Below are 25,265 nucleotides of genomic sequence, written 5' to 3'. Positions count from 1 at the left end.
GCGGCCCGCTCACCGCTACGCCGCGCGGCGTTAGGCTCACCTTGCAGCGCGGGGCACGCTCGCGCACCAGCTGCTCAACTACTTTGTAGATCATTGTTCTATTTCCCTTCGAAGCATGGCGAGACGTCCCTCTCCGGAGCGATCGGCCTCGGCCTGTTGTAGTTGGTTGGGGAGCAGCCCCAAGGCATGGAGAGCGCCAGCGGCGGCCCCCGGCACCTGCGCTACCTGCTCGGGTGTGAGGTTCAGCGCCTCCAGTACGTCGTTGAGTACCTTCCACATCTGGCGGGCCTGACCCTCAGCTACGCGGGCCTGCTGAGCAATAACCAACTCGTCGGCCTTGCTAGACACCACCTGCTTAGCGCTACGGCTTAGCCGGTCCAGCCACTCCCCGTAGTCCCGCAACTGCTTAGCCGTGCCAGTACGGGGAATGTCGTTCTTCTCCATGAGCGCCACCACGGCATGAGCGCTACTAGCGGCGTGGACCAGCATGGCCGCCGGGGTAGCCAGCGGGCGGTCCGGGTCGTCTAGCGCGGCGTCGATTAGGTCTAGTTCCCGCTCGGCTAGGCGGCGCTGGGCGGCAGCCTTGACTACGGGTAAGCGGCCCCCGTGGTTGTAGCACACCGGCCCACCCTTGATAGCCCACTGGCTACAGCGCTTGCCGGTGCTGCGTACAATCCCGGTGCACCGCTCCTCGTCGGTTGGCGGTCTTACTGCTGCTGGCATAGTTCGGGGTCCTTTCGTTTAGCAATGTCGCCCACGGTTGAAGGCCACCAGCGGCCACCGCTCGGCGTAGGGACTCCTTGGGTGTTGAGCGCGTCGGCTACGGCCTGCAACGTGAGGCCAGCGCGGCGCATATCCTTGATCTGAGCAACAACAGCGGGCGGCACGCGGGACGGGCGGCCCATATGCTTGCCAGTCTCGGCTTTGATACGGGCCATACCCTCCCGCGTGCGCTCACCTATACGGCGGCGCTCCATCTCCGCGAAGGTCACCGTCACGTGCGCCATAGCGCGGCCCGTGACGGATGTGGTGTCTACGGCTAGGTCTAGGCAGACCACGTGCCAGCCTTGCCGCTCGGCGTCCTCCAGTAGCCGGGCGAAGTCCGCCACGCTACGGCTAAGCCGGTCCAGCTTGGCTACGGCCAGCACCTCAGCCCGGCCCGCGCGGAGATCGTCTAGTGCCTGAGCAAGCACCGGGCGGCCTTGCAGCGACTTAGCGCTAGCGGCGTCCTCCCGCCGTATCTCTAGGTCCCAGCCGTTGCGGGCGGCCTCGTCCTGTAGCGCGGCGGCCTGCACCTCTGGGCCTATCTCCTGCTTGTTAGTCGATACCCTGACGTATCCCAGAACCTTCATTAGTCGCCCCAATCTATAGAACATACGTTCGATTGGAACCGAACTATATACGTGAAGGGTCCCCTTCCGGTAACTCTTGTTATGGTCCCGGCTCCCGGTCTCGGGAACGTAACCAACGGACTCCCGCAGGCTCCACCCCTCTAAGGGCTTACCCTCCACCGGCTTACCCTCCACCGGCTTACCCTCCACCGGCTGACCGGCTACCCGGCCCCAACTCACCGGCCAGCCCGCCACCCGGCTACCGGGGTCAACTGAGCAAACAACCAGGTTCTTTTCCACCACCCCGTACGGCCGTACGAACCCTATGAATAGGGTTCTTCGTACGGCCACGCCGTTAGGGTCCGTATGGAGCCGTACGAAGCCATTCCCGTACGGGGTAAACCCGTGCCGTTCCAACGGTTTGTGGCCGTACGACTGCCACCCGTACGAAGCCGTACGAAGCCGTTCTCGTACGGCTCCCGTTCGACACCCCGTACGAAGCACTTTCGTACGGCTATTCGACATCGAAATCACCCCCGCGCTGCTGGCGGAACTTCACCGCTTTTTCTACGTGGTGCTCCTTCTTGAAGTAGCCCGGCTCCGGCTGGTTGTCGCGCACCCAGTTCCAGGTCTTGTTTATGCCTTGCTCGGGTGGCACGTCGTTGGTGTCTAGCCAGGCGACGCACTGCTGGACGCGGTCCTGCTCCTCCTCCTGCGAGAAGGTGGTTAGCCCGTCCTGGCGGGTCACCGCGATATCCGGCACGGACTCAACCGCGCCGGTACGGTCCTTGAGCACCTTGGTCCCTACTACGGTTCGCCCGTGCGACTCATAGACCTTGCTCAACTGGTACTCAAAGTCCACGTCGTCGCTCTTGCCCTTAGACCCGCGAGGGCCTTTCCTTATGTCCTTGCCGGTGTTGTCTAGGCGGACTACGGCTACGCCTTTGGCCTTCAGCCGGTCGCCCGTGAACTGTGTGTAGTGGCGGATGCTGGTGTCGTCGTTAGATTCGCCTTCCGTCACACGCTGGAAGGAGTCGATAAACACCACGTCACCGTCGCCTACGTCGTAGGCATCTAGCGCGGCCATGAGTTGGTCGCCCCCGTGGCGGGTGTCTAGTGGCGCGGCGTTAGGGAACGGCACCAGGTACAGCCACCCCGCTAGCGCCTCGGCGTCGGGCTGAGTTAGCCCGAAGGACTTTAGCCGGTCGTGCTGTTCGTCCTCGGGGTTCTCTTTATCTATGTAGAACACGCGGCGGCGCTTAGGTATGGGCATGCCCGCAAAGTCGGCCTCACCCCGCGCTACCGCTAGCGCTATGCGTAGGGCGATTAGGGACTTGCCCGTTCCGGCTGGGGCTACTAGCGCGGTGGCTGTCCCCTTGAACATCAGCCCTTCGACTACCCACTCACGCGCCGGGCGTTCGGGGTTCATAAGGCGCACCAGGTCTAGCGGCGCGTAAGGCGCGGCGGGCGGCTTACCGCCGTTGTCCAGCCAGCGCCGGGCTTCCTCCGTGAGCGCCTTGCGTTCGTCCTCGCGCCGTAGCCTCTCGATCTCCCGAGACAAGGCGTCGGCGGGGTCTGGGTCCGGCTCAGTCCAGACGGTGAAGTGGTCGGCGGGCGCATCCACGGCAGGCAGTCGCGCTTCCGCTACAGCCCAGGCCGACTCCCAGCTAGCCTCAAACTCGGCGCGGGTGTACGGCTCGCTAGCGGGCACAGCCGCTACCGCGTCCCACAGCCCAGCCCTAACGGCGTCCTCGGCTATGGCTCCAGCCTTGACGAACGACACCAGCGGCACCAGCGCGGCGTACACCGTAGCGTTACGGCTGCCCTCGCCACGGTCGGCTATGTCGCGGGTGGCCTTGCTCAGTATGGCCTCGGCCTTGGCGCGGTGTTGTGGGGTCACTAGGCCACCGGCGGACTCTGTTCGTTCCTTCTCGGGACGTTCGAGGCACGATCTAAGCCATGTATCGCCCGCTGGCGCTCCCACGTCCACGGTTTCCAGTTCGGTGTAGCCCTCGGTGGGCGGCATTAGCACGAATGCGCCTTTGGCCTGATAGTCAATGCCGGGCGCTAGTTGGCCCTTGGGTAGCCCTAGCGCGTCAATGTAGAGGTGCAGTCCACCGCTAGGCGTAGCGACCACGCGGCGCACCGGCGGCAACTTATCGAGCAAGGTGGTAACGTCCCCGCCGTTACGCGGGTCAATGTCCACCACGTCGCACACACCGCCGGTAACGTAGCCCAGCGCGTCGCCGGGATTGAGCGTTGCGGGGTCCACCTGGCCTGTGGTGTGTTGCCAGCCAGCGGGAGGGTCCCACTTGCCTTTGACCATCGTTCCCGGCCGCAGTCGGAAGGTTGGCGCGGCGTTCAATTGCGTTCACCACCACCGATGAGCAACATTGCCAACCGCTCACGCTGGGCGGCGCTAAGCGGCGGCGCGGCAGCCACAACCTTGTGGATCTGGCGCTCTAACTTGGCGGCTTCTAGTGCGGTGCGGGCGGCGGCTTCGGCTACTTGGTCGCCGTCCTTGACGGCGTTGGCAATAAGCGAGACGGCTTTGGCTACTGAGACAGTCACGAGGGGATTCCGTTCTAGGAATGCCTTCTCTCTGACTTGCGTCTGGCCGGTGGCCTCTCAGCGTTGGTGTCAGCGGTAAGACCACATCCGGAATACCGGAAGGGCTATCCCCCTCTTTTGTGCGAGGCTCACCCCCGCAGAAAGCGCGTTATGTAGTTGACGGCTTGAAGGTTACCCTGGCAACCTTCAGGTGCGCTACCACACTAGCGGGCTAGCCAGTGGCTCCTGTTGGAGTTCCGGACGAAAGTCCGGTTAGCCCTTCCAGGTAATCGTCACGGTCTCCAGCACGTCGGCCAGTGAACGCACGCGGCGGCCCATCCCCAGCGGCTGAATCTCCACGGTCATAAGCGTGTCCACCACTAGGCGGCGCTGCTCCAGCCCGGCCCCAGCCCACCACTCCCGGATGTCGTCCTCTAGTGCGCTAGGCGGTAACGGTGACTTACGCATGGCCTCGGCTATGCGGCGCTCGGTGGTCTCCCGCTCGGCCTTGATTCGGTCTAACGCGGGCTTAGCGGCCTCCCATGACAGCCCGTCCGCTAGCGCGGCGGCTAACTGCTCCTCACGCTGGTCTAACTCCGTGCGCAGACCCACCAGCACGGCTAGGGCTGGTCCCTCGCCCGGCGGCTCAAACAAGGCGCGGGCGTCCGGCTGAGTTAGCCGCGCTACGGCTAGCGCCTCCACGTAGGCGTCTATGTAGTCCCCGGCGCGGTGGAAGTGACCCTTGGGGCAACGGTAAGCGTGATACCACTCTTGCTCAGGGCTAGGTGTGCCGTCCCGGCGCGGGGTTGGGTGGTTGGTGGCGCGGGCTGATCGGGCGGGTGCACCGCACTTAGAGCAAGTAGCCAGCCCACCTAGCAGCCACTTACGGGCGGTGCCTTGGTGCTTGGGCTTGCGCTGTAGCAACGTAGCCCGCGCGGCGCGTAGTTGTTCCTCGGTGACTATCGGCTCCCACGCTCCCGCGCGGCAGTCCGCTAGGTCTATCTCGTGCGCCTTGCGCTCTCCCTTGCCGTTAGACAACGGCGGCAGCAGCGCGGCGTAGTACGGGTTCATCAGCGTGCGGCGCAGTGAGCCGGTGTGCCAACTACCGCCGTAGCGCGTCGGGCGGTTCTGTTCATTCAGAGTCTTAGCAATCTGATACAAGGGCACCCCGGCTAAGAACGCTTCGAACACATAGCGGATGTCCTTAGCCTCGTCCGGGTCCACCACGAACCGCGTACCGTTAGCGTCCCGCTCCTGAGCAATCACCCAGCGGTAGCCGTGGGGAGTAGAGCCGGGCTTAGGGTGGCCTTGGGCGTGGCGCTCCTGGGCGTAGCGCTTGCGGCGGGTCTCCTTGAGCCGAACCTCCCGCTCGGCCAGCAACACCAACTGCTTGAGCATGTAGTCGTCTAGCGCGGTGTCAATGCCCCCGCGCACCGTCACCACTCGCACGTCACGCTTAGGCTTCGTGATCTCCAGAACGTCGGTTAGCTGACGCGTTAGGCGGTCCACGTCGTTGGCTAGCACGGTGTCGGCCTCACCCGCGTCCAGCGCCTTGAGCATGGCGGCCCAGGCGGTAGTAGCGGCGCGGCTCTTGCTCCCCGAAGTATCGTTGTCCACGTACTCGGCTACCACCTGCCAGCCACGGCGGGCGGCCTCGGCGCGGCAATCGGCTAACTGCTGGCGAATGCCCTGGTCCTCATCGACCGACTGACGGGCGTATATGGCTACCTGCGGTGTGTCTTGGCTCATGCAGTTGAAGCCTACTACCCAAGTACGCTATTGCGCTACTGCGGCGGCAATGGCCCCGATGGCGTACTCCACGGTGGTTGAGCCTTCCTCCCAGCCGGCCTCTTCCAGATCTGGAGGATCAAGGTCCGGCCGAGGGCTGGCCGAAAAATATCGGCGGGCCAGCAGACCCCCGGAAATTGCCCGTTTCGTCAACTGCTCCTGAATCTGATTGAGCCTCCATCTGGCTGACTCTAACTGTGCATTCATCTTTCTTCTCCCATCAGTTGGGGCCCAAAAGGCCCACCGCGCCACCGGCCCGGTGTCCCAACTTTGGCGGCGCGGCTACTCCCCCTCAACCACCAATGCCTCCCAACTGGGGACAACTGCGCTCAAGTGGCCTGTGGAGGCGGCCCCGAAAACTGGCTGCTGCTGAGCCTGGAGGCTTCCACTTTCGGTTGTGCTAGAGCGGCCCCTGCTGCCCCAGCAGGGTAAAGACCAGCGGCACGATGCCCAGCACGATGAAGGCCGGCAGAAGCAGCAATCCGAGGGGCACCACCAGCTGCACCTCCAGTCGGCGGGCCGCCTCCTGGGCCCGAGCCACCATGTCCCGGCGCCGACTGGCCCCCAAGTGGGTGAGCAGCAGGATGGGGGAGATTCCTTCCTCCCACGCGGGGCGAAGCCCGCGCGCCAGCAGCTCCGTCTCCGGTGGAAGTGGGGTCCAGGCCTGCACCCACGGCGTGTCCAACACCAGTTCGCGGGCTATGCGATCAAGTTCGGGAACCTGCAGGGCCTCGCTTAGGGAGGTAAGCAGGTGAGGAATGGAGGAACCTCCACTCAAGCCTGTGCAAGCCAGGTCGCAGACCAGGGTGGACCCAATCTGGCCGGCCCCTTCCCGCTCGGCCCGGCGCACCAGCGCCCGGGTGCTGACGTGGCCCGCCCCCAAAAAGCCGGATCCGAGCAGCAGGCATCCCCACCCGAGCGGGCTGGACACCAACCAGACGACCGAGCCCAATCCCAGCAGCTGGGAACCAACCACCAGGAGGATCGGCAGGAGCGCCAGGATCTGAGCGGACAGGCGCGGTCCCAGGAACGCCTGTCGCTGGGCCGCTAGTGCCTGTCCCGCCTGAGCAATTGATTCCGCAATTAGTTCGAGCACCCCCGCCAACGGCGCCCCCACCAGGTGAGAGAAACGGCAGGCCGACCGGAGCGATCGCATTGAGTCTCGGGCCAACTGTTCGGAGCTGCGCTGCAGCTTGGACTCTGCCGCCTCTTTCAGGCTGCGTGGTGCCCCCAGTTCGTCCAACCCGGGAAATGGGCCCAGCCGTTCGGTCGGCCAGGCTTTCTCCCAGGCGGTTCCGGCCGGATCCCCGGCTCTCAGCCGGGCCGCCACCGCCAGCGCCAGTTCGGCCACTTCGCCCGCGGCCAGGTCACGCGGCTGGCGTCTCCGGCGCGCCAACCAGAACTCGCGGCGCTCCGCTGGCGGCTCGCCCTCGACCCCGATTCGGGCGGTTCTTCGCTGCAGCTCCTCCCTGAACTGGCGTCGGCGATGCAGTTGGCCCACCAGGCTCCAGGCAGTGAGCAGGAGGATCCCCCCGGCCATCCCCAGGAAGGCCAGGTCAATCGCCAAGAGAATCCTCGCCGATCAGCGCGGACAGCTGAGCTTCGGCCGGTCCCGCCCGGTACTCCCCTGCCGACCACTGCCAGGCGGGGGCGGTCACCAAGCCGTTTTCCTCCCGCAGCAGGCCCACCTCCAGCACCCGACGCTGCCCATCCGACCCCCGACCCAGATGCACCACCGCTTGGAATGCCGTGGCTACCTGCGTGGTTAGCACCGATTTGCTCAGCCCGGCCAGTTGGCCCAGGGCGACCATCCGCGATGGGACGGCCGCCAAACTGTTGGCGTGCAGGGTGGTAAACCCACCCGAGTGGCCCGTGTTGAGGGCGGACAGCACCTCGCGCACTTCGGGTCCGCGGCACTCCCCGAGCACCAGGCGATCCGGTCTCATCCGCAGGGCCGCTCGAACCAACTCCACCAGCGTCACCTGCCCGACCCCTTCCACGTTTGCCTGACGCTCCTGCAGGTGGACGACGTGCGGGTGGGTGGGGAACAGTTCGGAGACCTCCTCAATGCAGATGATTCGCTCAGCCTCGTCGACTTCTTGTAGCAGAGCCGAAAGTAGCGTGGTCTTTCCGGCACCGGTGGCGCCGCTAATCAGCACCGAGACTCGGTTTTTGACCAGCCCCGCCAGGACCCGGCCCAACTCCGGGGTGCAGGTGTCCAGTTCCACCAGCTGAGTCAGGGAGTAACCACCCCGGCGCAGTACCCGCAATGAGATCAGCGGCCCCTCCCGACTGAGCGGAGGAAGAACCGCGTGCAGGCGGATGTTGTCCCCCAGAAAAGCATCCACCAGCGGGGAAGCGTCATCCAGTCGCTGCCCGGCCGCCGCCGCCATCTGCACGGCCAGCCGCCGGGTGTCGAACTCGCTGAGTCGTTCCAGTTCCACCCGCTGGCACCCGCTCCCCCTATCCACCCAGGCCTCGGTCCCGTTTATCAGCACGTCGGTGACGTCAGGCTCACTGAGCAGGTCAAAGAGCTCGCCGCTCATCCCCAGCTGACCGGCCCGCAAAGACCGCCAACTGAGAGCCCGATCCGCCGCTCCGGACGCAGTCTCGGCCCGCTGCACCACCGCCGACACCGGGGTGGTTCCGACCGCCACCTCCCGGCGCATCCAGCGCAATCCCCGTTCGGCAGGAACCTGTTTTGATCCGCCCACTAGCCCACCTCCGCCCAGATCCGGCGGAGTTGACGCTGCCCCCGGCGGGAGTGCGGCGGGAAGAGCCGCTGCACCGGCACCGACCACCGCTGGGCCACCAGCAGCAGTTCCTCTGACACTCGGCCCCGACACAGTAGCCCGCTGGGCAGCCAGGGCGCAGGTGAGGCCGCCAGCAGGTTGACCAGGCGGAGGGAGTCCTGTTCCCCACCGCGACCGAGCAAGATCAGACGTGTCCGCCGGTTCAAGGCGGTACTTTGCAGCAAAAACCGAGCCAATGCGGGCGTCCATCGACCCGCATCCACCACCGCATCGGTCCGGCAGATCCCCAGCAGCGCCGCCACCCGCGGGTCACCAACCGTGACCGGGTCATCGGGCAGAGACTGGACCCCTCGCCTGGAAGCGATCCGGCCGCTAAGGCCGTCCAAAGACCCAACCAGGGGCGGATCGTCCGGATCCACCAGTCCCCAGTGCCAATCCCCCGGGCGCACCTGCTCGGATGGGGGTTGGCCCGAGGCGTCCAGCAGCAGCGCCTCCCCCAACTCCGCCAAATTTCGGGCCGCAGTCGAGACCCCCACCCCACCCTGCCAGCCCGCCACCACCAGGGTCCGACAGGCAGTCCGATCCCGGCCGGCAGCCTCCCTTGCCAGGAGGCGAGCCAGCTGGGGCCCGTCGCGCGGCAACTGCAGGTCGGTGTCCTCCCCGGGCAAACCCACGCGCACCCACCGACCAGCGGCAGGCTTCGCTCCCGAAGCCACCAGCACCAACCCCGGATCCGGACCGGTCACCGCACTGGCCCGAACCACCCGGACCCGAGCCAACTGGGCCACCTCAGTCACCAGTTGGGCGAGCTCATCCCCCGCCCCCAGCAGGGTCACCGGGGGCAGCACATCATTTTCTTCAGCCATGGGGCCAGTTCACCGGCTCGGTCCCGCCGGCGCCAGCCTCCACCAAGCCTTCTGTGGATAAGCCCCAGGTTTACGGGCTGTGGGCAGCGTCTAGGGGGCCAGCCGGCCCGCCTGCACCTCCCGAGCCACCTGCTGCCCCACCTCGCACCCGCGCACCACGGCATCGGCCACAAACTGGTCCCACTCGGCCGATTCGCCCGCCCGTAGCTCCGCCAGCGCCAGCTGATACCGCGCCCGCTGTTCAACCGCCAGGGCGGTCAGCACCGAGACCGCGGTCGGCTCCACCCCCCGCTGAGCCAACACCAACTTGGCCGTCAAGATCCCCATCAGCTCCGAGCCAACTTCGAAGGGTTCCAGTACCGTCAGGGCCGCCCACGCTCGTCCTGCCAGGGTGAGCGCCGGCTGGGTGTCACCCTCCAATCCGGCCAACAGCTGCCCCCACTGGGTGGGGTCGCGCGGAATGGTCAGCTGAGCCGTATCGGCCAACCCCACCTCGGCCAGGTAACCGCCGTAATCCCGCTGCATTCCCGCCAGGCTCTGGCGTAGGCTCAGCCCCGACGACTTGGCCGGCCCAAGCCCGGAGCGCACGTTCAAAGGGGGCAGGCCCGACACGATGGTCCAGGTGGCCTTCCAGGCTCCAAGCGCCACCGCCAAATCCGGTCCCGGCCGACCCTCCTGGCGCCCGGTCACCACCACCGCCCGCAGCTGGGTGGGCGACACGCGGGCCCCGGCTAGGAGAGCCAACCCGCAGGCCTCCCGGATGGCCGACTCGGCCCGAGCCTCCTCCCACCGGCGGCGCAAACCCTCGGCGAAGCGCAACTGTGCACACGCCTCGTGGACCTCGTCGACACTCATGTTGGCTCCCGGTCTGGTTTCAGGGCGGTTACTCTTGTCCTATGAAGGATATGCCAGTTGACGCGTCCCCTTCCTCCCCGGTGGACGAGGCGGAGGCGACCCGGTCGGGGGAGCCCGCCGAGCGGCTCCTGGCGTTGCCCGTCACCTTCAACCCGTCGAACCAGCTCCGACTGCGCGAGGCGGCCCTATCGTTCATCCTCACCCCGATCGCCTTCGTCATCATGCTGGTGGCGATCAACTCGCTGCTGACCTGGACGGCCGTGGGGCAGCCCCTGTCGTCTCCGGAGGGGTCGATGGGGTTGGCGCTCGCGGGCATGCTGCTGTTTCGGATCGGCTCCTCCGTCACCCACACTTCCGCCGGAATCATCACGTCGGCAGTGTGGACGGCAGTCGGGTTGATCGTCTACGAGATTCTGGCTTCCGGGGTGGGGCTCGGACTGCTTTTTAGCCTGGCCGAGCCGGTCCTGCCCGGTCGGGTCACCGGCGCCCTCGCCCTGCTGACCCCGCTGGCGTGGAGTGAGTTCCCGCTGCTGCTGGTAACCATTGTGGCCGGGGCCGTCCTGGCCACCCGGGTGGCCCGCCACCAGCGGCGCCACCTGGCCGAGCTCGGCACCCTCGACCGACCTACCGCCAGTTCCCGTCAGGGCGGCGGGCTGCTGGTGCTGAACCTGGCCGCGGCGGCGGTCGTCTGGATGTCCCTGCTGGAGCTAGCCCCCAAGGATGTGTCGCAGGTGGCAGTCTACGGATCGCAGGCGCTGGGAATGGTCCAACCCGAGCTGGGTTCGGTCCTGGCCGCCATGGTCGGGCTGGCGATGCTGACCGTCTCCAGCGGGTGGTCACTGTTTTCCAGCTCCATCGTCACGGTGGTAACCCTGATCATTCCGTCGATGCTGATCTTCCCGGTCACCACCTCGCTCACCGGCGCGGTGGCCACCCCGGGAGCTCCCGTCGCCACCTCCCTGGCCCTGGCCGCTCCGCTGGTGGGTGCCCTCGGGATCGTCATCGTCTGCCTGACCTGGGCGCTGCACTGGGTGCAAACCTGTCGGACCACCGAGGTGACGGTCAGCGACTAGCCGCCCGAATTCCACCCAATCACCGATTGAACCCGCTAGGTTGGCTTTGAAACAGGAGGTGCCCATGTCCCAGGAAGACCGCGACAATCTGGCCGATTCGGAACACGAGGTCACAGGAGACGACTTCGTGAGTTTGGATGAAGCCGTTACCGACGACGCTGCCGCCGCTGAAGAAGCGGACCTGGTGGGCTCGGCGAGTCCTCTCGCCGCCGACCACAGCTCGCCCGAGCCGACCCCAATGACCGCCCCCACGCCGACTCCCCCGGCCCAGCCGACTTTTGACGAGTTTGCCGAGGAAACTTCGGTGTTGGACGCCGGTTTTGCGGCCCCGCACCGCGACGACGTCGAGCCGGAGCCAGAATCGCGCGATGTGCTCAGTGGCCGCGAGGCAACCCCGGTGGTGGCCGAAGACGGGGAGACCCTGATTGCCACCCCGCGGGACGACGACCCGACCAGTACCGGGGTGATGCGCCGCTCCCTGTTCGGCTCGCCCGCACCTGCCGAGGCCCCCACCCAGGCGATTGCGCCCAGCCCGATGACGGATGCCACGGCTCCCACTACTCCGGCCACTCCGGCCGCCCCGGCCACCGGCCACACCGCCACCGCCGAGAATCCGTTTGCTCGGATCTTTGACGAGGTGGACCAGCCCGGCCAGGTCAACTACGAGGGCCTCAGCCCGGAGGCGGCCCTCCTCGACGGGGCCACCATCTTGCCGGAGGTCCCCTCGCGCCAGCCCTCGCGTTGGCTCTCCGCGATTGCCTTCATCCTGCTAAGCCCCGTGGCCTGGTACCTGCTCAGTGACGCCGCCGGCCGCCTCGTCCTGGCCAACAACGCGCCCTGGCAGACTGGCCAGCTAAACCCAGCCGCCCTGGTGGAACTGCTGGGGGGACTGGCCGTGCTGGTACTGCTAGCCGTGGTGGCCGCCCAGTCCAGCCTGGGACTTTACCTGGCCGGGGCCGTGTTCACCGTCCTCGGAGCCCCATTCATTGTGGCCCCCACCTGGACGCAGGATCTCATCAACAGCGCACTGGTTGACCCGCTGACCCGCCTGGGTCCGTTTGGCGAAAACGCCCTGTTCTACCTGCAGTTCACCGGCGCCACCGGGATACTTTTCTCCGTTGGGGTGATAATGATAGTTAGCGGCTGGGTGGTGACTCGGGTCCGGCGGAAGGGTCGGGCTGAGGAGGCACTGCGCGGCGAGGTCGCGGCGATCAACCCGAACGGCCTCCAGGCCCGCTGGGCTCGCAAGGCCACTCAGCTGGAGGGCAAAAACTAGTTATCCCCAAGGAAAGGACCACCTGATTGGACGCGGCGGTATCGGTACGTGAGCCGGGAGAGTGGTCCCACCACAATGTGAGCGCGTCGGGGGTCGCCTTCCACGTTGCCACCGCGGGGACCGGGCCGCACACAGTGCTGCTCCTGCACGACTTTCCGCTGTTCTGGTGGTCTTGGCGCCATCAGCTTCCCGCCTTGGCCGCGGCCGGGTACCGGGCGGTGGCGCTGGACCTGCGCGGCTATGGTGGATCGGATTTCCAACCCGGCGAAGTCGACCTGACCCGACTGGCGATGGACGTGACCGGGGTGCTGAACGCGCTGGGCGCCCCCTCCTACACGCTGGTGGGTGCCGGCATGGGCGGAGCGGTGGCCTGGATGATGGCCCACCAGCACCCGCAGGGCCTGACCTCACTGGTGGCGGTTTCCTCACCGCACCCGCGCAGCCTCTCTCCCCGCGGGATTCACCGCGCCACCTTCACCGGCAAACGCGGTCGCTACTGGCGCCTGCCCCGGCGTGGACCCAAGCAACTGCAGGACGGCACCCTGGTCAGTCAGCTTCTCTCCGACTGGTCCCACCCGGACCATCGCGAGCAGATGGCTCAGCTAGCCCCCAGCTACAGCGCGCCCATGAAGCGGCATTTCGCCGCCGAGTCGGCCTGGGAGACCCTGTGCGCCACCCGGAAGGTGCACCTGGATGAGCGCCGGGTCCTGGCCCGCCCGATCACGGTGCCGGTTTGGACCGTTCGGGGCCAGGCCGATCCGCTGGTGCAGGCCCGCTCGGTCGCGGACGATCCACGGTATGTTGCCGCCCGGATCCGCCGCCACGAAGTGGAAGGGGCCGGCCGCTACCTGACCGAGGAGGCGCCCGGCGAGCTGACCCAGATTCTGCTGTCGCACCTGGACGAGGTGGCCCCGCGCTAGTTGGAAGCACCGCCTCGTCCGGTCCTGGGCCTCGGGCTCAGATCAGCTGAGGGCAAATGTCCACCAGCGGACAGTTCTCGCAGTCGGGCCCGCGCGAATGGCACACTTCCCGTCCTAGCAGGATCAGCTGGTGGCAAAGTTTGGTCCAGGGCGCGTCGGGCAGGAGCGCACGCAGGTCTGCCTCCACTTTGAGGGGGTTCTGCTGGGCCGTCCACCCCAGCCGCCGACTCACCCGCCCCACATGCGTGTCCACCGTAATCTCCTCGGCCCCAAACCAGTTGCCGAGCACCACGTTGGCTGTTTTTCGACCCACCCCGGGCAGACTCACCAGGGCGGAGCGCTCGCCGGGCACCTCGCCCCCAAAGTCGGCCAGCAGCGTGGCGGCCAATCCGAGAAGCTGGTCGGCCCGGCGGCGAAACATCCCGAGCGGGCGCAAAATCGCCTCCAACTCGGCCCGGTCCGCCCCCGCCAGCGCCGCCGCATTCGGGTAGCGAGCAAAGAGCGCGGGACTGATCTGGTTGACCCTGACATCGGTGGTTTGTGCCGACAGCACGGTCGCCACCAGCAGCTCGTAAGCGTTGGAAAAATGCAGCGCACACATCGCATCCGGGTAGGTGGCCTCGAGGCGGTGGACAACTTCAGGAGCGGGAGCGGGCCGAGGCGCCGGTGAGCTGGTCATCCTCCGATGATAGCCACGGGGACATTCCGCGAAGAATCTGGCGCACACGCTAGGGAAAAGTGGGCCAACTCAGTTAGACTCATTGAGGATAAGGGTTTCTGCTCACATTCGAGCAGGTTGCCTCGGATCGATACACCAAGCAGAAATGGAGTTGGAGCAGATGAGCATTGACGACCAGTTCATTAGCCGTGTTCCGCTGTTCGCCGGGCTGAACGAAGAGCAGTACCAGGCGCTAGCGGCGCGAACCGGCACGGTCTCCCTGCGCCGGGGGGAAGTGCTGTTCGAAGAGGGCGAGCGGGGCGACCGTCTTTTTATCGTCACTGAAGGCAAGGTCAAACTGGGCCACACCTCCGAAGATGGACGCGAGTCGCTGCTGGCCATTTTGGGCCCGGGCGAGATGATTGGCGAGCTGACCCTGTTCGATCCGGGACCGCGCTCCACCACCGCCACCGCCGTTTCTCCCGTCTCGATGCTGGTGCTGGAGCACCGCGACCTGATGGAGATCCTGGACGTCAACCCGGAACTGGCCAAGCACATGCTCCGCGCCCTGGCCCAGCGTCTGCGCCGCACGAACGAGTCGCTGTCGGACCTGGTCTTCTCCGACGTGCCCGGCCGCGTGGCCAAGGCGCTGTTGGACCTCTCCGACCGCTTCGGCACCGTCACCGACAACGGCGTGCACGTGCCGCACGACCTGACCCAGGAGGAACTGGCTCAGCTGGTCGGGGCCTCGCGCGAAACGGTCAACAAGTCGCTGGCTGACTTCGTCTCCCGCGGATGGATCCGCCTGGAGGGCCGCGCCGTCACCCTGCTGGACGTCGATCGCCTGTCGCGCCGCGCCCGGTAGACTCAGACTGGAAGACCGCCAGCCCATCGTAGTGGGGGCTGGCGGTCTTTCTTTGTCTGTCGGGGGCTACTGCGCTTTCGGGCGCTTCATGTAGGCCACCACATTTTCCGACCCGGCGGGACCGGGAACTACCTGGACTAGCTCCCACCCGTCCTCACCCCACTGGTCAAGAATCGCCTTCGTGGCGTGGACGAGCAGAGGCACCGTTGCGTATTCCCATTTGTTCATGGCGTCAGTTTAGCCAGATTCCCGCTAGGCGCAATCACGCATCCGCGCAAAGACCCGGGGGATCCGGTTCTGCCGCAGCTCCTCGGCGAGGCCGTCGTCGGAGTGGAGCAGCCAGCTGTACCAGTCCTCCACGTCATGGTAGTGACGCAGGATGGCCCGGCGTTCCCGCTCGGTCAGCCCGCCCCACACGCCGAAATTGGCTTCCGTCTGCAGTGCGTCAGCCAGACACTCGATGCGCACAGGACAAGCTAAGCAGCGTTGGCGAACCTGCCGCTGCGCCGCACCCTGGACAAATAGAGCGTCGGGCTCACCGCCGGCACACACCGCTCGGTCAACCCACCTACGGTCGATAAGACTAGTCGCTTGAGTCATCTTCCCTCCCGTGCTACCTAGTTCCCGTGTCCAGCCCCACGACAATGTGAGAAATCGCCTTCGATTTGGACTATCTGTCTACCACGTTATCAGGTCTTCTAGCTAGGCTAGAAACCATGGTGGAGAATTCCGAGCAGCCCAGAGCAAAACGAGCCGCCCGCAGCATGACGATTATCCAGTTTTCAGAAGGGATTATCGCCTTCCTGGTCCTGGCCGCGCTGATTGGCGTGCTAGCCGCCGGGTTCCTGCTCCCGGTGGTGGGGGCGGCCGGCGCCGCGGTCAAAGCGGGCCCCGCCTCCTTCGACGAGATTCCGTCCGATTTGGAGCTGGTCACCCCAGCGGAAGAATCGCGGATGCTGGATGCGGACGGCAATGAGATCACCCGTTTCTACTCCCAGCGTCGAATCATTGTGGCTTCGGATCAGATTGCCCAGGTAATGAAGGACGCCATCGTTTCGGTGGAGGACCGCCGATTCTACGAGCATCACGGGGTTGACCCCGACGGGCTGGCCCGGGCCGCGATCAACAACCTGGGCGGAAACGCCACCCAGGGCGCCTCGACCATTACCCAGCAGTACGTCAAGAACATGCTGGTTGAACGAGGGATCCAAGCTGGCGACCAGGACCTGATTGATGAGGCCCAGGAGCAGAGCACTGAACGTAAGCTCCGCGAAGTGCGCTACGCGATGGGGCTGGAAGCGCGGATGACCAAAGATGAGATTCTGACCGGATACCTCAACATCGCCCCGTTTGGCCCGACGGTTTACGGGGTCGAGGCGGCCGCCCGCCAGTACTTCTCCCAGTCTGCTTCCGACTTGAGTTTGGCTCAGGCTGCCCTCCTAGCCGGCATCACCAACTCGCCCGTGGAGTACAACCCGCTGGTTAACCCCGAAAAGGCTCAGGAGCGCCGTGATGTCGTCCTTCGAAGCATGCTGGACGAAGACAAGATCACCCGGGACGAGTACAACGAGGCTAAGGCCATGAACGTGGTCGACTACCTGAAGCCCGACAACCGGACCGAAGGCTGCATCGGGGCTACCGGCTCCATGGGCTACTTCTGCACCTACGCTCTGGAGGAACTGCTGTCCGACCCCGCCTACGGGGAGACTCGCGCCGAACGGCTGCACCTGCTGGAGACCGGCGGCCTGGTCATCCGGACCACGATTAAACCGAAGCTCCAGGCCGATGCCTGGAACACCGTGACCGGGACCGTGCCGGTGATGGACGAGTCGGGCGTCAATACGGCCATCGTGTCGGTGGTGCCCCAAACCGGGCAGATTGTGGCGATGGCCCAGAACACGAACTTTGGCCCCCCGACCGAGGCCGAACCGCGCAACAGCGAAGTCAACTTCAACGTCTACCAGAATCGAGGGGGCGGGACCGGCTTCCAACCCGGCTCCACCATGAAGGTGTTTACCTTGGCCCAGTGGTTCAAGGAAGGCAAGGGCGCCTACGACAGCGTCGGGTCCAACAACCGTGACTATCCGGCCGGCTCGCTCAAATGCCCCTCCAACCCGGACTTCTACACCGGAGACTTCCGGTTCGACGACCTGGCCGGCAAGGACGGGCCCCATTCGGTGCTGGACACGATGAAACTGTCGATCAACCAGGGGATCGCCTCCATGGCTTCGCAGGTTGATTACTGCCAGATCTTCCAGCGGGCCGCCGAAGCCGGCGTGGTCGACGTCGATGGCAACGCGCTCAGCCCCAACAACCCTTCGCAGATGATCGGCGGCGACACCGGGGTCTCGCCGCTGGCCATGGCCACCGCCTACGCCACCATCGCCAACAACGGGATTCGGTGCCAGGCTACCGCTCTGACCGAGGTGTCGGACCGGGATGGGAACCCGATCAAGACCTACACCCCCAACTGCACCCAGGCGTGGGACACCAAGGTGGCGAACCAGGTGGCCACGGTCCTAAAGCAGGTGGCCAACTCGTACGACGTCTACCTGAGCCGGCAGTTCGGCGCCAAGACCGGAACCACCGACGACAACGCCAACACCTGGATGGTTGGCTTTGTCCCCCAGTTGGCCACGGCCGCCTGGGTTGGCACCGCCCAGAACTCTTCCCGCCCAATTCAGAACATGTGGATCAACGGGCAGTACTACGACTCGATCTACGGTGGCACCTTCGTGGGTCCCATATGGACGACCTATATGGAGGAGGCCATTACCGGTACCGAGGTGATCAACATCCCGGACGTCTGGATCGGAAACAAGCCACTACCGCTGCCCGTGCCGAAGACGGAAGAGGAAAAGAAGGAATCCGACCAGACCCCGACCAACCAGGGCAACCAGGGTAACAACCAGAACAACCCGGGCCAGGGCACCGGGGGAGAGCAGGACGATGATTAGGCGAGTTCCCGACTTGGGAGCGACCTTTCAGGGGAGCCTGGTTGAAACTGGGCGCCAGCCCTCCATCGTGCCGCCAAGGGTGGTGGGGGCCATGCGCCGCCTCGCCCTCACCGGAGCCATTGCCACCGGGTTGAGTCTGGGGACACTCGCCTACGCTCACTGGGAGAGTCGCCAACCGGTGTTGCGCCGTTATCAGATTCCGGTGGCCCCGCGTGAGGGCTTCACCAGACTGCGGATCCTCCACGTTTCAGACCTGCACATGTTTCCCGGGCAGGAGTTCATCACCCGGTTCCTGCGCCAAGTCAGCGAACGCGAAGAGATCGACCTGGTCATCTCTACCGGGGACAACCTGGGCGATGCGGACTCGCTGGACCAGCTGCTGGCCGCCTACGAACCCCTGCTGGCCTATCCGGGGGCATTCGTGCTGGGCTCCAACGACTACTACTCGCCACAAACGAAGAGCTGGATCAGTTACCTGAAACCCAATCGGTCCGCCACCGCAACCAAGCGTCATCGACGGACGGTCCCGGACCTGCCGTGGATGGAACTGGTGGAGCACCTGGGGGCGGCCGGCTGGAAAGACCTGTCCAACCGGTCAGATTCGATCCTGGTGCAGGATCAAGCACTGACCGTGGCGCTGATGGGGGTGGACGATCCGCACATTCGGCGCGACCGGATGCCGACCCCGCCCGCGTCCTGGCTGGAGCCCGGTGCCGTGCGGCTGGGCCTCACCCACGCCCCCTACCTGCGGGTGGTGAACGAGATGGTGCGCGAGCAGGCCGACCTGGTCCTGGCCGGGCACACCCACGGCGGTCAGGTCCGCGTGCCGGGGCTTGGGGCCGTGATCACCAACTCTGATCTTCCCCGCCAGTACGCCTCTGGGATGCACGTCTGGGGGGACCAACCTGCTGGGTCCGGGCCGTCCTGGCTGCACGTATCGGCTGGGCTGGGAACCTCCCCCTTTGCTCCAATTCGGTTCGCCTGCCCGCCGGAGGCCTCTCTGATCGAGCTGGTGCCGGCTGACTGAGGCCGGGCTTGGGCCGGGTTGACCTGGACTTGGGCGCGGGCTTGGTTGGGTGCGGGCTTCTGTGGATAGCAACACAAAGTGCAGATAACCGGCAGGAAGTTTGGTCGCATCTGACTGGCCCGGCTATACTGATTCACGCACACGGGGTGTGGCGCAGCTTGGTAGCGCGCTTCGTTCGGGACGAAGAGGTCGCAGGTTCAAATCCTGTCACCCCGACTCGTGGATGACCGCGAATTCTTGCCACGGCAAGGGTTCGCGGTTTTCTTTTGCCCCGGGGCATCGCGCGCGGAAGGCTGGGCCTGGCCATTGCGCGCCAGGCTTCCCACTGACTCCCGACACTACAGGTCATCTTCGTATCGGAACGTCGGTAAACAGGGATACCGGCATGGATGTGTGTTTTTACTCGGGCGTGTTGGTCATGGGTTGTTTAGTGGTCGTCCGGCCCAGCCTTTTCTGGTGTAGAGGCCTTCTTCGCTGCTGAGGCCGGTGTCGTGTTGCTTGGGTCCTAGGCGTGTGGTCGTGCGGGGTTTTTTGGGGATGAGCCTTCGGGTGGGTTCACCGGCAGCATGCCAGGCTTTCAAGATTTGCTTGGGGGTGTCAGGGTTGTGGGTGTAGGAATGCAGGACCCGTTCGATCCCGCAGGTCAGGTGGTCTTCAGATAAGCCTGGGTGGTGTTTGATGACCCTCTTGACTTGGTGGTTCACGGATTCCACAGGGTTCGTCGTGCGTTCTAGTGCCTGTTTGGCGGTGGTGAGGTAGGCGAAGAGATCGCCAGCCTTGTAAAGGCGGTTGAGTCGATGGTAGACGCGGCGGTCTCGCTCGTGGGTGTACCACCAGCCCGTGGGTTTCTTGCCCCGGGATGCAGCCTCTAAAGGGTTGTCACGCGCGTAGGTGCGTTCTTTCAAATATGCGGAGTATTCGGTGTGGAAGGCAGCAAGAAGAGTAGCCCACTTGGCTGCCTCGGTCTTGCTGGTGACCTTCAGGAGGGCTCTGGATAAGCCAAGGAGGGCCTTACCTGCCATGGTCTTCGGATTCTGGGTCAGGTCGCGGGTGTTGTTGCGGTGTACGTGCAACAAGCACCGTTGAACGGTGGTTTCTGGCCAGTGTTCCTTGATGGCTTTCAATGCTCCTCCTGCCCCGTCAGTAGTCACGGCCAGTGGAGGGGGGATGCGGGCCAGGAGCTTGCCGTAGGCCGCGCTGTTCTCGCTGTGGCACCACTGCCACGCAACTACGAGCCCGGTGTTGCTGCGAGCGACTAGGAGGCACCAGCCGTAGGCCAGGTAGGTCCCATCAATGAAGACCTGCTCGTGAACCTCACCCGTGAGGGGCGGGGCAGGGATAGGTATCCTCCAGCACCAGGCGATGTTTTTCCTGAATGATCGGCCTGTCTGAGTGCCATCGATACTGGATTGCGTGTCATGACCTGTCACCCAAGAAATGAACTGTGTGAACTGGGATAGTTCTATCTGGTCACGGCGCGTCTTAGTGGTACTAGCTCCCAACGAGGAGCAACGCCAGCGTTGCCTACCAGCACTGGTAGTGCCGTTACGAACCAGGCCAGGCCAACCACAGACCTGGCACTTCTTTGTTGATGCTGGTCTTCCCATGTTTCCAGGCCATCAACCCCGGACCCAACACACAAATCAGCGATGTCAAGGACCAGCCCGACATTATGCTCCCAGACCATAAAAACCAAGACTTTCCCGCACCAAGACAACGGAAAATCCAAGATAAAAACACACTTCTATGCCGGACTCCCGGTAAACATATGCAAACGCTGGCGAACTTGGGGCTGAGGGGTCGGTTGGAGCCTAATCGTGCCACTTTTGCCAGTACTTGGATACGTTTGCCAGAACCTGAGACTGGCAAACATACGCAAACGCTGGCAAAACCATGCCCGCAAGGGCTAAACCGAGCCTGCTCCCAAACCTTTGCCAGCACTTCGCAACCTTTGCCAGCAATCCCTCACCTGCACACGCGGCACCTGCTTAGGTGGCCCGCACTTTCACCGAGCGGCATCCCGGGGTGCGCTAACACAGCTGCCCCGCCCGCTAGACGCCAAAAGGTCGGGCCCACCGCGAGGGTAGGCCCGACCGATGCTTCGACCCGGAAGTTATCCCTTGACGGAACCGGCCATGAGGCCGCCAACAAAGTACTTGCCGAGCAGGATGTACACGATCAGGGTTGGTGCCGAGGCAATCAGCGCCCCCGACATTGATGCCCCGTAGTCGGCCATGATCGACCCGTGGGCCAGGTTGTTCAGTGACAGCGTCACCGGCCCGGTCTCGGTGTTGGTCAGGAACAGCGCGAAGAGGAAGTCGTTCCACGCGGAGGTGAACTGCCAAATCAGCACCACGACGAAGCTGGGAATCGAAATGGGCAGGACCACCGAGAAGTAGGTTCGGAGCATCCCCGCCCCATCGACGCGGGACGCCTCGATCAACTCGTGCGGAATCGATTCGTAATAGTTCCTGAAGATCAGCGTGGTAATCGGAATGCCGTACACCACGTGGGCCAGGATCAGGGTGGGAATCCCCTGAGGCAGACCGAGGGTCAGCACCATCTTCATCAGCGGAATCATCACGGCCTGATAGGGGATGAACATCCCAAACAGGATCAGCGTGAACACGACATTCGCCCCGGGGAACCGCCACCGAGAGAGCACGAACCCGTTCATTGATCCGAGCATCGCTGAGATCAGCGATGACGGGATGACCAGCATGAAGGTTCGTCCTAGTGGAGCCGCCAAGGCGTCCCATGCCCGAGCCCAGTTCTGCGTTTCCCAGACTTCCGGCAGGAACCAGGTTCGAGACGGATCCGCCTCTCCCGACCCCTTGAACGAGGTGACAATCAGGACGTATACGGGAATCAGGACGATCGCCATGGAGACGATCAGCAGCAGGTAGCGAATCGCGGTCGCACGCGGAGTAGTCCCGGAACGATCTAGCTTCTGTTTATTCTGCTTGTTTCCCTCTCCAATGGGAGCGTTGGGGAAGACTTCAGTTGCCGCCACAGTCGTCATCTCATCGCCTCTGCTTCGCATCGTGGATCAGGTATGGCACAACCAGCACCGCCACGATCACCAGGAGGATGGTTCCGACGGCCGCAGCGTTGGAGTAGTCACCGGAGGTCATGAAGTTGTACATGTCGATAGCCGGAACTTTGGTTGAGTAGGTGCGCTGGTCGGTAACCGCCATGATCAGGTCGAACGACTTCATCGCCATATGCCCAATGATGATGACGGCGGACAGTGCCACCGCCGAGAGCTGCGGGAATATGATGTGCCGGTACAGTTGCCATTCGCTCGCGCCGTCGACCCGACCCGCTTCCCTCAGTTCGTCCGGGATTCCGCGGAACCCCGCCAGGAACAGCGCCATCACGTAACCGGAAAGCTGCCAAATGGCGGGAATTGCCACGGCCACTACCCCGAAAGTGAGGTTGCTGGTCCACGAGTTTTGCAGGAAGTCCAGGCCCAACATCTGGAAGAGGCGGTTGAGGCCCTTCGCGTCGTCGCCGACCCCCGAGTTCAGGAGCCACTTCCAGACCACGCCGGAGGCAATGAATGAAACTGCCATCGGGAACAGGAAGATTGCACGGAAGAAGCCCTCTCCTTTGATCGGTCGTTCCAGGATCCAAGCCCAAATGAAGCCCAGGACCAGGGTGCCAACCAGGAAGGTGACGGTGAAGAGCAGCAGGTTCAGCAGCGAGTGTTGGAAGTCCGCATTGCCAAATAGATAGGCGTAGTTTTCAAATCCAACGAAGGTGGTCTCTCGAACTCCGTTGTATTGAGCCACCGTGTGCGCATCGCGCAGGGAGGTAACAGTGTTGGCTGCAATCAGACCGTAGACAAAAACCCCCACCAGGATCACCGAAGGTGAGATCAGCAGGAGGGGAGGTCCGATCTTGCGCCACGAGGTTCGGCGAATTCGCCGTGCTTTGGTCGCCATGTGTGGTCCTTCCAAGGTGTGGGTGGCGAGGCTAATGAAGCTTCGCCACCCACACCGGGTTGTGAGTTGAAAGGATGGGGTTGAGCCGCTACTTGCTCATCGGCGCCGCAGCCTGAGCCAGCTCCTGCTGGAGGCCAGCCACGTCGGAGGCACCCTGGACGAACTTGGCTACCGCATCGTTCATCTTGTCAGAGACACCCACCGGTGCCGCCGCCCCGTGGGCGATGGACGAGACGATCGTGTCCTCTGCGAAGGACTTCATCGCGTCCTGCTGGTACTCGCCGAACTGTGCCAGTTCGTCCTCGCTCAGATCCGAACGAGCCGGGATCGACCCCTTGATGGTGTTGAAGGCAATCTGACCTTCCTTGCTGGAAATGGTCTGCAGCCAAGCCTTGGCCCCATCCACATTCTTGGCTCCCACCGGCAGGGTGAAGGAGTCAGCCAGGAAGTCGAAGATGCCATCGGAGCCCGGAACCGGGAACGCAACATAGTCTTCCTTGTACTTCTTGCCCGCGGTATCGAAAGCGGCTACCGCCCAGTCACCCATCACGTTGTAGGCAGCATTTCCTTCGATGATGGGGGTCATGGCCGGCTCCCAGTCTTCATTCAAGAAGGACTTGTCGGTCAGCTGAATGATCTTGTCAAAGTGTTCCAGCGCCTTGGTCACTTCCGGTCCATCCCACGCGGTCTCCCCGTTGAACAGGCCGTTGTAGGCGTCAGCCCCGAGATCCGAGATCAAAATGGACTCCAGCAGTTCCAGCTGAGTCCAGGCCATCCCGACAGTAATCGGGGTCTTGCCCGCAGCCTTAACCTTCTCCATGTCGGCGATCCAAGCATCGATGTCAGCAGGCACTGCGCTGGGATCAATCCCAGCTTCCTCCAGCACTGCCGTGTTGGCCCACACCACGTTGGCGCGGTGAATGTTCGACGGTACCGAGTAGATCTTACCATCGACCGTCAGGCGATCGATCAAGGTCTTGGGGAAGGCGTTGGTCAAATCAAACTCGTCATACAGTGCCGAGACATCCTCAATCTGCATGGCGTCGATGTAGTCGGTCAGCTCAGCCCCGGCGTGAGCCTGGAAGGTGTCCGGCGGGTTCTTGGCTGCCAGGTCCGCTGCCAACTTTTGCTTGGCCTGCGATCCACCGCCACCAGCCACGGCAGCGTTCTTAAAGGTGAACTCGGGATGCTGGGTATTGAACACCTCGACCAGGGCCTCCAGGCCCTTCTTTTCCGAGCCGGCCTCCCACCAGGTAACGACAGAGACCTCGCCACCAGCGGCCGCTTTTTCGCCGCTTTGATCGCCGCTGGGCTGATCGGAGGAACCTCCACCACCGCCACTGCTGCACGCGCCGAGGATCAAGCTCAGAGCTATGAGTCCTGCTACTGCTCCAGTCCGTTTCATTAGTACTCCTCACAAAACTGCTTTGTTCTGCTTAGCCGCCTAAGGACGGCACGCCCGACGGCCGGGCACAGCCCCATGCTAGCGCGCGATTTTCGATCGGTACACAGTCGAAGACGAAAAAACTGTTTATGTTACGTTCTCGCAACCTTAACGAAAGAAATGAGGAAAACAATGCCGCTCCACACCGTCGCTCCGAGCCTCATTGTTTCTCGCTCAGCACCTCAACTTCTGCAGGATTTCGCCCATCCTGCCGCCGATATTCGCAGGTGGACGCGTGTTTCTCACGGCTTTCTGCGCAAGGCTTGGCGGCTAGAAACCGTTTCTCACCGTAGCACAGTCCAGAACCGGTCTCATTTTCGCAACTTCCGATTGCACCGATTGACTCTATGATAAACAAATACCAATTGTTGCCAAACCTTAATGATAGGACCGGTCCTGCCGGCTCGCAACCAATGTCGGCACTCAGGGCCAGTTTCCCGGCAGAGATCGCGTTTTCTACGATGCAACTTTCAACTGGATTAGGATGGGGGCAGCGACCATTGCTCCATCTGCGGCGGGAGCCAACTCGAAGAAGCGGAGGCAAAATGGGCTCGACACGCGAGTACTTGGATTTTGTCCTGGACCTGTTGGCCGAGGTCCCCGACCTCCAGTTCCGGAAGATGATGGGCGAGTACGTGCTCTACTCCGAAGGAAAAGTCTTCGGCGGGGTTTACGACGACCGGTTCCTGCTCAAGCAGACCGCCGCAAGCTCCGCCGGACTGCCTGATGCCGTCTTGACCGAACCCTATCCGGGGGGCACGCCGATGCTCCTGGTCGAAACCGAGGACCGCAGCCTGCTCGGGGAACTCGTTCAAGACATGCTGCCGGACATCTCCACACCTAAACGCCGAAAGAAACTTGCCTCCAGCTAGCCTGGCTGATGGGGCAGCAAACACCCCGATGGTGCCGGGGCCGCCTCCCGAAACCTCTGGAAACGACCCAAGCCCATCAGGGT

At 64.0% G+C, this 25,265-nt stretch carries 24 protein-coding genes and 1 tRNA gene; 8 read left to right on the top strand and 17 right to left on the bottom strand.

Features of this window, described 5'->3' with window-relative positions:
- Positions 1-90: 90 nt before the first annotated feature.
- The 10 genes from SAC06_RS00830 to SAC06_RS00785 all read right to left on the bottom strand — a co-directional run bounded on the left by SAC06_RS00830 (position 91) and on the right by SAC06_RS00785 (position 10,143).
- On the bottom strand, positions 91-723 hold the full coding sequence (locus SAC06_RS00830) for a hypothetical protein (RefSeq protein ID WP_350258331.1): 633 nt from the start codon (positions 721-723) through the stop codon (positions 91-93).
- Positions 708-1,352 carry a recombinase family protein gene (locus SAC06_RS00825; RefSeq protein ID WP_350258330.1) on the bottom strand — a complete coding sequence of 215 codons (645 nt, stop codon included), beginning with the start codon at positions 1,350-1,352 and terminating at the stop codon, positions 708-710. Before SAC06_RS00825 ends, SAC06_RS00830 begins: the two co-directional genes overlap by 16 nt.
- A 493-nt stretch (positions 1,353-1,845) precedes the next feature.
- Positions 1,846-3,657, bottom strand: a complete 1,812-nt coding sequence (locus SAC06_RS00820; RefSeq protein WP_350258329.1) for an AAA family ATPase — start codon at positions 3,655-3,657, stop codon at positions 1,846-1,848.
- 35 nt (positions 3,658-3,692) lie between these two features.
- A complete protein-coding gene (locus tag SAC06_RS00815; RefSeq protein WP_350258328.1) occupies positions 3,693-3,902 on the bottom strand; it encodes a hypothetical protein in 210 nt (69 codons plus the stop codon).
- Positions 3,903-4,154: 252 nt separating this feature from the next.
- Positions 4,155-5,630, bottom strand: coding sequence for a recombinase family protein (locus SAC06_RS00810; protein ID WP_350258327.1), 1,476 nt, complete (start codon positions 5,628-5,630; stop codon positions 4,155-4,157).
- 27 nt (positions 5,631-5,657) lie between these two features.
- Positions 5,658-5,876: a hypothetical protein gene (locus SAC06_RS00805; RefSeq protein WP_350258326.1), complete on the bottom strand. Its 219-nt coding sequence runs from the start codon at positions 5,874-5,876 to the stop codon at positions 5,658-5,660.
- 193 nt (positions 5,877-6,069) lie between these two features.
- Positions 6,070-7,236 carry a hypothetical protein gene (locus SAC06_RS00800; protein WP_350258325.1) on the bottom strand — a complete coding sequence of 389 codons (1,167 nt, stop codon included), beginning with the start codon at positions 7,234-7,236 and terminating at the stop codon, positions 6,070-6,072.
- Positions 7,226-8,383, bottom strand: a complete 1,158-nt coding sequence (locus SAC06_RS00795; protein WP_350258324.1) for a TadA family conjugal transfer-associated ATPase — start codon at positions 8,381-8,383, stop codon at positions 7,226-7,228. The genes SAC06_RS00800 and SAC06_RS00795 overlap by 11 nt, the downstream gene beginning before the upstream one ends.
- On the bottom strand, positions 8,383-9,288 hold the full coding sequence (locus SAC06_RS00790; protein WP_350258323.1) for a hypothetical protein: 906 nt from the start codon (positions 9,286-9,288) through the stop codon (positions 8,383-8,385). The genes SAC06_RS00795 and SAC06_RS00790 overlap by 1 nt, the downstream gene beginning before the upstream one ends.
- Positions 9,289-9,378: 90 nt before the next feature.
- Complete coding sequence (locus SAC06_RS00785) at positions 9,379-10,143, bottom strand: hypothetical protein (RefSeq protein ID WP_350258322.1); 765 nt, start codon at positions 10,141-10,143, stop codon at positions 9,379-9,381.
- 41 nt (positions 10,144-10,184) lie between these two features.
- Here SAC06_RS00785 and SAC06_RS00780 point away from each other — a divergent pair, with 41 nt between their 5' ends.
- The 3 genes from SAC06_RS00780 (at position 10,185) to SAC06_RS00770 (ending at position 13,412) form a co-directional block, all read left to right on the top strand.
- Positions 10,185-11,216: a hypothetical protein gene (locus SAC06_RS00780; RefSeq protein ID WP_350258321.1), complete on the top strand. Its 1,032-nt coding sequence runs from the start codon at positions 10,185-10,187 to the stop codon at positions 11,214-11,216.
- A gap of 64 nt (positions 11,217-11,280) precedes the next feature.
- The gene (locus SAC06_RS00775) at positions 11,281-12,492 is read left to right on the top strand and encodes a hypothetical protein (protein ID WP_350258320.1); all 1,212 of its coding nucleotides are present in this window, start codon (positions 11,281-11,283) and stop codon (positions 12,490-12,492) included.
- 26 nt (positions 12,493-12,518) lie between these two features.
- Positions 12,519-13,412, top strand: coding sequence for an alpha/beta hydrolase (locus tag SAC06_RS00770; protein WP_350258319.1), 894 nt, complete (start codon positions 12,519-12,521; stop codon positions 13,410-13,412).
- Positions 13,413-13,449: 37 nt separating this feature from the next.
- Here SAC06_RS00770 and nth read toward each other — a convergent pair whose 3' ends face one another.
- A complete protein-coding gene (nth, locus tag SAC06_RS00765; protein ID WP_350258318.1) occupies positions 13,450-14,091 on the bottom strand; it encodes an endonuclease III in 642 nt (213 codons plus the stop codon).
- 160 nt (positions 14,092-14,251) lie between these two features.
- Here nth and SAC06_RS00760 point away from each other — a divergent pair, with 160 nt between their 5' ends.
- Positions 14,252-14,935 carry a Crp/Fnr family transcriptional regulator gene (locus SAC06_RS00760; protein ID WP_350258317.1) on the top strand — a complete coding sequence of 228 codons (684 nt, stop codon included), beginning with the start codon at positions 14,252-14,254 and terminating at the stop codon, positions 14,933-14,935.
- A 66-nt stretch (positions 14,936-15,001) separates the two neighbouring features.
- Here the strand turns inward: SAC06_RS00760 and SAC06_RS00755 are convergent, their stop codons facing one another.
- Both SAC06_RS00755 and SAC06_RS00750 read right to left on the bottom strand, forming a co-directional pair.
- Positions 15,002-15,163, bottom strand: a complete 162-nt coding sequence (locus SAC06_RS00755) for a DUF4177 domain-containing protein (RefSeq protein ID WP_350258316.1) — start codon at positions 15,161-15,163, stop codon at positions 15,002-15,004.
- A gap of 24 nt (positions 15,164-15,187) precedes the next feature.
- Positions 15,188-15,535, bottom strand: coding sequence for a WhiB family transcriptional regulator (locus SAC06_RS00750; RefSeq protein WP_350258315.1), 348 nt, complete (start codon positions 15,533-15,535; stop codon positions 15,188-15,190).
- Positions 15,536-15,651: 116 nt separating this feature from the next.
- Here SAC06_RS00750 and SAC06_RS00745 point away from each other — a divergent pair, with 116 nt between their 5' ends.
- The 3 genes from SAC06_RS00745 to SAC06_RS00735 all read left to right on the top strand — a co-directional run bounded on the left by SAC06_RS00745 (position 15,652) and on the right by SAC06_RS00735 (position 19,135).
- Positions 15,652-17,892, top strand: a complete 2,241-nt coding sequence (locus tag SAC06_RS00745; RefSeq protein ID WP_350258314.1) for a transglycosylase domain-containing protein — start codon at positions 15,652-15,654, stop codon at positions 17,890-17,892.
- Entirely contained in the window at positions 17,885-18,919 is a 1,035-nt protein-coding gene (locus SAC06_RS00740) for a metallophosphoesterase (RefSeq protein WP_350258313.1), read from the top strand. Before SAC06_RS00745 ends, SAC06_RS00740 begins: the two co-directional genes overlap by 8 nt.
- A 142-nt stretch (positions 18,920-19,061) precedes the next feature.
- Positions 19,062-19,135, top strand: a tRNA-Pro gene (locus SAC06_RS00735).
- A 200-nt stretch (positions 19,136-19,335) separates the two neighbouring features.
- Here SAC06_RS00735 and SAC06_RS00730 read toward each other — a convergent pair.
- The 4 genes from SAC06_RS00730 to SAC06_RS00715 form a co-directional block, all read right to left on the bottom strand.
- On the bottom strand, positions 19,336-20,526 hold the full coding sequence (locus tag SAC06_RS00730) for an IS1249 family transposase (protein WP_350257758.1): 1,191 nt from the start codon (positions 20,524-20,526) through the stop codon (positions 19,336-19,338).
- Between the two features lie 506 nt (positions 20,527-21,032).
- Entirely contained in the window at positions 21,033-21,830 is a 798-nt protein-coding gene (locus SAC06_RS00725) for a carbohydrate ABC transporter permease (RefSeq protein ID WP_350259198.1), read from the bottom strand.
- A 112-nt stretch (positions 21,831-21,942) separates the two neighbouring features.
- A complete protein-coding gene (locus tag SAC06_RS00720) occupies positions 21,943-22,866 on the bottom strand; it encodes a sugar ABC transporter permease (RefSeq protein ID WP_350258312.1) in 924 nt (307 codons plus the stop codon).
- A gap of 88 nt (positions 22,867-22,954) precedes the next feature.
- On the bottom strand, positions 22,955-24,271 hold the full coding sequence (locus tag SAC06_RS00715) for an ABC transporter substrate-binding protein (RefSeq protein WP_350258311.1): 1,317 nt from the start codon (positions 24,269-24,271) through the stop codon (positions 22,955-22,957).
- 584 nt (positions 24,272-24,855) lie between these two features.
- Here SAC06_RS00715 and SAC06_RS00710 point away from each other — a divergent pair.
- Complete coding sequence (locus SAC06_RS00710; protein ID WP_350258310.1) at positions 24,856-25,182, top strand: TfoX/Sxy family protein; 327 nt, start codon at positions 24,856-24,858, stop codon at positions 25,180-25,182.
- Positions 25,183-25,265 lie beyond the last annotated feature (83 nt).

The sequence above is a fragment of the Scrofimicrobium sp. R131 genome (assembly GCF_040256745.1).
Taxonomy (GTDB): domain Bacteria; phylum Actinomycetota; class Actinomycetes; order Actinomycetales; family Actinomycetaceae; genus Scrofimicrobium; species Scrofimicrobium appendicitidis.
This window is presented reverse-complemented; position numbering and strand designations above follow the sequence as displayed.